Here is a 6132-nt window from a genome sequence, read left to right as displayed (position 1 = left end):
CAAATCAAATTTAAACAAAATGAGCCCGATTAAATATCGAGCTCACTATTATCAAAATTAATTATAAATTTGTCTAAACTTTTGGGTCCAGTCTATATAAATTCGCTTTTTTTTCTTTTTTCTTTTTTCGAATAATATCTTCCAATATTGCCTTAGTTGGATAATTAATAACTCGTAAGAGAATTGTATCTTTTTTTACGGTTTGTCCTTCAATAATATAAAGTTTTCCCTTTTGGTAAACCACATTACTTTTCCCGAAATCAACATCGCCATAGGTAAGTGTGTTTTTAATATCAATAGTGTCAATCCAATCTTCGGCTAATTTTCTTGAGGCTTCAATGCTGTAGTTGAAGGGTTTGTTACGTAAGTCATTTAAAACGCGTGCATTTGGAAAATAATTACAACGTGTGTCTTTACCCGTAAGCACCAAGGCTACAAAAAACATTCCAATAACAAAACCTACTAGATAGTAAGCAAAACGTTGATAAAATTTCATTTCAATGTATTTTTTTGCAAAGGTATTCTAAAGAAAAGAAAATCCAAGAGTCGGAATCTTAAAATACCAATAAATTTATATCATTTACAGGTAAATCAAACCAATCTCCTATAGCTTTATTGGTAAGTATACCATGATATAAATAAACCCCATTTTTTAGCCCTTTGTTATAACGCAAGGAACTTTCTATTCCTCCTTCTTCTGCAATTTGTAAAAGGTATGGCGTAATGATGTTAGAGATAGACAAAGAAGCGGTTTTAGAATAGCGTGAAGGAATATTAGGTACACAATAATGAATCACATCATGTTTAATGAATGTTGGTTTTTCATGTGTGGTGATTTCTGAAGTTTCAAAGCACCCTCCAGTATCAATACTCACATCGACAACAACAGCACTTTTTTTCATGTAGGTAACCATGGCGTCTGTCACCACAACGGGACAACGGTCTTTCCCTCTCATTGCTCCAACCGCAACATCGCAGCGTCTTAGAGCTTTTAATAAAGACTTGGGTTGAATGGTTGAGGTAAACACTCGGTGATTCAAATTATTTTGTAAACGTCTTAGCTTAGTGATTGAGTTGTCAAATACTTTTACACTAGCACCTAAGCCAAGTGCAGTTTTTGCAGCAAATTCGCCAACCGTTCCGGCACCAATAATTACGACTTCAGTAGGAGGAACCCCTGTTATATTACCAAAAAGCAATCCTTTTCCAAATTGATTATGAATCATCAGCTCAGAGGCTATCAATATAGAGGCGGTTCCTGCAATCTCACTTAAGGTTTTTACTGCAGGATAAGAGCCATCTTCGTCTTTGATGTATTCAAATGCTAAAGCTGTAATTTTCTTTTTGCTAAGCGCTTCAAAATATTCTTTTTTTCTGGTTTTAAGCTGAATTGCCGAAAGAATGATGGCATTGCTATTCATCATCTCGATTTCTTTCATAGTAGGCGGTTCTACTTTAAGAAGCATCGGACAAGACAAGACTTTTTTTAAGTCATTGGTTACTTCTGCACCAGCATCGCTATATTCTTTGTCGGAATAACTCGAACTTTCTCCTGCACCTGATTCAATAAGAATTCTATGTCCATGAGATGTTAGGGAATGGACAGCATCTGGTGTCAAACATATCCTACGTTCCTGATAGCTGGTTTCTTTTGGAATTCCGATGAATAATTCACTTTTTTGTAGTGAAATTTCAAGCATTTCCTCTTGCGGTAGTAATTGCTGTTTGGTAAACGGAGTCAATGACATAGCTCAATGTTAATTAGGGCACAAAGTACAAAAAAGTTACATTATGACAAAATTAATCTACGACTTCCGTCTTCTAATTGACTTAGGGTTAGTGTCGAATAAGTATCGGGAAGTAAATGGGGTATTTTTTCTGCCCATTCGATAAAACACCAATGCCCAGAATAGAGATATTCATCGATGCCCATATCTAATGCTTCTTCTTCACTTTTAAGACGATATACATCAAAATGGTACACATAGTGAGCTGGCGCCAATTCGTATTCGTTGACTAAAGAAAAGGTCGGGCTGCTCGGGGTATCCTTACTACCTAATGCGCGAGTTAACGCTTTAATTAAGGTGGTTTTTCCTACGCCCATAGCGCCATGGAAAAGAATTACTTTTTCAGGATTGCTTAAGATTATTTTTTTGGCAACCTCTTGTATGTCATCTAATGTAAACTCTAATGTCATAAGGTTATCTTGGGTTAAATACTAAAAAGGGAACAATCATTTCTTCTAATGAAATTCCTCCGTGTTGGTAGGTATTTCGATAATAACTTACATAGTGATTGTAGTTATTTACGTAAGCTAAAAAATAATCGTTTTTTGCAAAAATATAAGAGCTACTCATATTAATAGTAGGTAGGCCAATTCTTTTTGGGTCTTTAACGACATAGACATCTTTATCTTCATAGGTTAGGCTCCTGCCTGTTTTGTATCGTAGATTTAAGCTCGTATTTTTATCACCAATGACTTTACTCGGATTTTTAACATTAATTGTGCCGTGATCAGTAGTAATAATTAGCTTAAAGCCTAATTTTTGTGCTTGTTGTATGATTTCAAGTAAAGGGGAATTTTTAAACCAACTCAAGGTAAGCGAACGATAGGCTTTATCGTCTGAGGCTAATTCCTTTACAACATCCATTTCGGTTTTAGCATGCGAAAGCATATCGACAAAATTATAAACAACTGTGATTAAATCTTTGTCTTTTAATGCTTTAAAATTTTCTGCTAATTTTTTGCCACTGGATAGATTCGTGATTTTGTGGTATTCTTGTTTGATGTTAAGGCCAAGACGTTTCAAATGAGCGGTTATAAATTCTGCTTCATAGAGGTTTTTTCCTCCTTCATCTACATCATTTTTCCAATATTGTGGAAATTGTTTTTCCATTTCTAATGGCGTTAATCCAGAAAAAAGCGCATTTCTAGCATATTGTGTAGCGGTCGGAAGAATAGCATAATACGGAACTTCTTTTTCTAACTTATAATAATTGTTAACTGTGTGTTCCATCACTTTCCATTGGTCATAGCGTAGATTGTCTATTACAACAAATAGGATTGGTTTTTCTTTTTTGACAAGTTCTGGTACAACTAATTCACGAAACAAGGTGTGTGATTGTATAGGACGTTCTTGTGAGTTTTTTTTGGATCCTGAAGGTTCAGAAATAGGAAACCAATCTTCATAATTTCGTTCAATAAATTTACCAAATTGCGAATTGGCTTCGACTTTTTGAGATTCTAAAATAGCAATCAGATTATTGTCGTTGATATTTTCTAGTTCAATCTCCCAAAATAAGAGTTTTTTATACAATTCGACCCAATCATCATAACTATTCACCATAGCCATGTCCATTGCAATTTTTCTAAATTCTTTTTGATAATACAATGTCGTTTTTTCGGAAACAAGCCTCGAGTTTTCTAGGTTTTTCTTTAAACTTAACAAAATCTGATTTGGATTCACGGGTTTGATAAGATAGTCAGCTATTTTCGAACCAATGGCTTCTTCCATGATATATTCTTCCTCACTTTTTGTAATCATGATCACAGGGATGGAGGATTTGCGTTCTTTTAGCTCAGCCAATGTTTCCAAACCACTCATTCCAGGCATATTTTCATCAAGAAATACAATATCAAAATTTTGCTCAGAAAAAATATCTAATGCATCACGACCATTATTGCACGTGGTAACACTATAATTCTTCTTTTCTAGAAAAAGAATATGAGGTTTTAACAAATCGATTTCATCATCTACCCAAAGAATTTTGATTGTATTCATGACTATAAAATTTTGTTGCAATGTACTACATATAAAACGATAGTTATGCTAAAATTATTATAAATAAATTATGGATTTCTAAACATTCAAAGCATATAAAAAAACAAAATGTAGTATATTTGGTAACTTTTTTATTAAAAAGACAACTAAAAGTAGTTACTAAAAACAAGTTTTATGAAAATAATGTCAAAAATGGCAGTTTACTCACTAGTTGCCATCAGTGTGGTGAGCTGTGCCAAAAAACAACAAGAATTTGTAGACCCTTTGTTGACCAATCGGGATACGACAATAATTCCCTCTGAGGATTTCTTTCATTATGCTAATGGTGGATGGTTTAAAAAACATCCTATTCCTTCGAGTGAAAAGAGCAATGGTATTTTTAGAATGATTCAGGATACTATAAATAATCAAATCAAAAATATTTGTATCAAATCGGCTGAAGCAGAAGCCCCTAAAGGATCACTCAAACAAAAGATAGGGGATTTCTATGCCTCAGGGATGGATTCTATAGCTATTGATAAAGCGGGAATTTCACCATTAAAAAATGAAATTGCAAAAATAGACGCTGTAAATGATTTTGCTGGATTATTGCAAGCAATAGGGCATTTACATACAATTGAAGCGTCTCCTGCCTTCGGATTTTATGTAGGACAAGATGATAAAATAAGTTCGAAAAATGCATTATTTCTAACGCAAGGCGGATTAGGGTTGGGGCAACGTGATTATTATTTTGAAAATGATGAAAACACAAAAAAAATACGCGAAGCCTATCCAAAACACATGGCTAAAATGTTTGAATTGACTGGAATGCCGCAGCAAAAAGCGCTTAGTTCGGCTACACTAATCATGAAAATGGAAACAGAGTTGGCAAGTCATTCTAGGAAATTGGAAGCTTTACGTGATCCGATTCAAAATTATCACAAAATGTCACTCGCAGCTTTAAATGCCTTGACGCCTTCTATTGATTGGAAGGTGATGTTTTCAAATTTAAATATTAAACAAGCTGATTCCGTTATTGTAGGTCAGCCCGAATTTTTTAAAGCACTTGATGGAACCTTAAAAAAATACAGTATTGAAGATTGGAAAACCTACTTAAAATGGGATTTGTATAATACTTATGCATCCTATTTAGATAAAAAAATTGAAGAGCAAAATTTTTATTTCTTTAGTACGGTGATGAATGGAATTAAAGAACAAAAACCAAGATGGAAGCGTATCGTAGAAGAAACGGATAGCGCATTAGGAGAGCTCATTGGTCAAGTTTATGTAAAAGAATATTTGCCTGAAGGCACTAAAGAAAAACTTCTTGAAATAGGGAATACCATCCGTGATGTATATGCGGTTCGAATCAAAAAATTGGATTGGATGAGTGAAGCGACCAAAGTAATGGCACTCAATAAATTAAGTAAAATTGTAATGAAAGTAGGCTATCCCGATAAATGGAAAGACATGAGTTCAGTTACGATAGATAAGACGTCTTATTGTAAAAATGTCATGGCTGTACACATTTGGGAATATCAATACATGATTGCAAAATATGGAAAACCTGTGGATCGAACCGAATGGGGAATGTACCCTCAGACGTACAATGCGTATTATAACCCTAGTAATAACGAAATATGTGTTCCAGCATGTAATATTATCGTGCCCGGATTTGAAGGAAGAATGCCGGATGACGCTATTTTGTATGGAATTATAGGAGGTTCAACTTTTGGACATGAAATCACTCATGGTTTTGACGATCAAGGAAGTCAATATGATGACAAAGGAAATCTAAATAATTGGTGGACTAAAGAGGATTATGCTAAATTTAAAGCTAAAACAGCCTTAATAGTTAAACAATTTAACCAATATAAAATTGGAGATAAAAATATAAACGGAGAAGCGACACAAGGGGAAAATATTGCTGATTTAGGTGGTGTGGTTATGGGATATGAAGCTTTTAAAAAGACAAAGCAATTCAAAACCAAAGAAATTATAGGGGGGCTTACACCAGAAAAAAGATATTTCCTAGCGTATGGATACGCTTGGATGGTTCAAGCGACAAAAGAATCGCTCCTGCAACAAGTGATGTCTGATGTTCACTCGCCAGCTCAATTCAGAATAAATGGTCCTTTGGCAAATATTCCGGAGTTTTACAAAGCATTTTCTATTAAACCAGGAAGCCCAATGTATCAACCTGATTCGCTTCGGGTGTCTATTTGGTAAAAAAAAAAGCGGCTATTTTGCACTGCCCCCAAAAAGTTAGACACTATTTTGGGGGTATTTTTATGGAAAGAAAAGTCAAGTATGATTATGCATTTAAGTTAGAATGTGTAGAATTAGTTTTAAAGAAGCATTATTCTTGTGA

The 6132-nt window shown here is 34.3% G+C and carries 5 protein-coding genes; 1 reads left to right on the top strand and 4 read right to left on the bottom strand.

The features are described from left to right. Window positions 1-73: 73 nt before the first annotated feature. Genes CLV55_RS12690 through porX form a run of 4 tightly spaced genes read right to left on the bottom strand, consistent with a single transcriptional unit; the run spans window position 74 to window position 3782 of the window. Window positions 74-496: a DUF4258 domain-containing protein gene (locus CLV55_RS12690; protein ID WP_112114173.1), complete on the bottom strand. Its 423-nt coding sequence runs from the start codon at window positions 494-496 to the stop codon at window positions 74-76. A gap of 58 nt (window positions 497-554) precedes the next feature. Continuing rightward, on the bottom strand, window positions 555-1748 hold the full coding sequence (locus CLV55_RS12685; protein ID WP_112114172.1) for an alanine dehydrogenase: 1194 nt from the start codon (window positions 1746-1748) through the stop codon (window positions 555-557). Between the two features lie 41 nt (window positions 1749-1789). Next, window positions 1790-2197 carry a tRNA (adenosine(37)-N6)-threonylcarbamoyltransferase complex ATPase subunit type 1 TsaE gene (tsaE, locus tag CLV55_RS12680; RefSeq protein ID WP_112114171.1) on the bottom strand — a complete coding sequence of 136 codons (408 nt, stop codon included), beginning with the start codon at window positions 2195-2197 and terminating at the stop codon, window positions 1790-1792. Between the two features lie 4 nt (window positions 2198-2201). Beyond that, entirely contained in the window at window positions 2202-3782 is a 1581-nt protein-coding gene (gene porX, locus CLV55_RS12675; RefSeq protein WP_112114170.1) for a T9SS response regulator signal transducer PorX, read from the bottom strand. A gap of 174 nt (window positions 3783-3956) precedes the next feature. Here porX and CLV55_RS12670 point away from each other — a divergent pair, with 174 nt between their 5' ends. Further along, a complete protein-coding gene (locus tag CLV55_RS12670) occupies window positions 3957-5990 on the top strand; it encodes a M13 family metallopeptidase (RefSeq protein ID WP_112114169.1) in 2034 nt (677 codons plus the stop codon). The last annotated feature ends 142 nt before the right edge of the window (window positions 5991-6132 follow it).

It is taken from the genome of Flavobacterium aciduliphilum (assembly GCF_003268855.1).
In the GTDB taxonomy this organism is placed as follows: Bacteria; Bacteroidota; Bacteroidia; order Flavobacteriales; family Flavobacteriaceae; genus Flavobacterium; species Flavobacterium aciduliphilum.
The sequence above is the reverse complement of the archived record's forward strand: the minus strand, read 5'-3'. Positions and strand labels throughout refer to the sequence as shown.